The sequence below is a fragment of the Thermoanaerobacter thermocopriae JCM 7501 genome (assembly GCF_001310975.1).
Classification (GTDB): Bacteria; Bacillota; Thermoanaerobacteria; order Thermoanaerobacterales; family Thermoanaerobacteraceae; genus Thermoanaerobacter; species Thermoanaerobacter thermocopriae.
Genome location: NZ_BAZY01000069.1, coordinates 1 through 1,744 on the forward strand (window position 1 = coordinate 1; position 1,744 = coordinate 1,744).

Below are 1,744 nucleotides of genomic sequence, written 5' to 3' on the forward strand. Positions count from 1 at the left end.
GGTGATTGCAAAATGAGATAAATATTAGAGTAAAAAAGTTACATTACAAGGAACAAAATAAAGAAATTACATTTTAAAGGCACACTCAAGACGGAAAAAGAGAAATGGAAGAAAGATACAAATTCAAAAAAGACAATACTTAACACACCTTTTTAATGTAAAAAGATGACAAACAAATCAAATCATAAGAACAAGTTATCAAGCCAAAAGTTTTTTCAAAGATAAAGGATGTTCAAAAGTACCAAGCTTTGCAGTAATAATTAAACCAATATGTTGAGTGATAGCCCCAAGAAAAACATCAGCTTTGATTGACCTGGTATTTATGAGTTTAAAGCTATCAACAGCGATAGAACTTTTTAAAAGAGAAATAGATTTTTCAATAATAGGGCGTTTTTCATAAAGTTTGGACCACTTTTTAGAGTTACGAGGGACAAAAGTATTTTTTCTAAAATCAATATCAAGGGTAGTATAGAATATTCTGCCACATTTAGAAGAGGTACAGGGGTTATCACATTGAAGGATATAAGTAGTTTTACCATTTAGTCTAACTTTTTTGGACATAGGGCAAAGCCATTTAATTCTGGTAGCTCTACCTTTTTCCCGAACGATGCCATCATAGGACATTTTAAGAGAAGGGTCACGGGGGCAGGTAGGGATACCATCAGAGTTAAAAGTAGGCTGAGGTAAGTTTTTAGAATTTCGAGGGTTAATAGGGATAATAGGGATTATGCCAAGCTTTGAGAACAAGTATTTATAATTATCAAAAGAATCAAACCCAGCGTCACCTAAGAAGTATCTATAAGAGAAATTAGGATGTAAATTAAAGAATTCCTTAAGAGAAGGGATTAAAGTTTTAGAATCGTACAAATCTTTAGACTCGGCAGCAGATTTAGCAGTATTGACATTTAAAGAATCATCGTCATAGAAACTAATATGCTGAATAATGCCTAAGCCATTAGTGAGGATGGTAGCTTTGATAGAGTAACAATAATGGCCATTAATATAAGAGAATTTAGCATCAGGATTAGAGTGAGCGAACTTAGGCATTTTAGAACAAGCATAAGAGTGGGCATCAAAATCAGGATTAGATTTAGAGAACTTTTTAATATTTCTATAAAGGGAATCAAAGAACTTAGGATTATTTTCTCTGACATAAGGTTCAAAGCCAGTAGTATCAGCGATGAGGATATTAGAAATGGAAGGATTAATAGCCTGACAAATAGGCTCAGTTAAATTAACAAGATTATTGAAGAAATTCTCCAAATCTTTGAGGAAAATGGATTTAAATCTAGAGAATTGAGAAGGATGAGGGACTCTTTTAAAGCCACAAAGCTCTCTTAATTCTTTAGATAGCTTAAGAACATGGACAAGGAGTTGAACAGTAGGGATAGAGAGAATTTTTTGGATAATCAAAGCAGTGAGCATAGATTCAAGAGAAAAATCCCTATGACGCCCGAAGTGAGAATAATAATGGGCGTAAAAAGAAGGTGGAATAAGTTCAGATAAATCAATAAAGGAATCAAAGAGTTTAATAAACTTGGGTTTATCTTCTTCAAAGAAGGATTGAACATCATCGTAAATATCGGAGAGAGAAAGTTGTTTAGCTTTGATTTTCATAGGATTTCCTCCATTTCTTTTTGGGATTTGGTTCTCTATATAAATTCGACGAAAGTGGAGGAATTCCTTTGAAAATATATAGCAGAATCCCTTAATCCATAAGGATTTTGGGATTCTGCAAAGACCT

General features: G+C 33.0%; 1 protein-coding gene. It reads right to left on the reverse strand.

Annotated elements, in window-relative coordinates; translation table 11 throughout:
* Positions 1–198: 198 nt before the first annotated feature.
* Complete coding sequence (locus JCM7501_RS12370) at positions 199–1,617, reverse strand: transposase (protein WP_012995237.1); 1,419 nt, start codon at positions 1,615–1,617, stop codon at positions 199–201.
* Between the last annotated feature and the right edge of the window lie 127 nt (positions 1,618–1,744).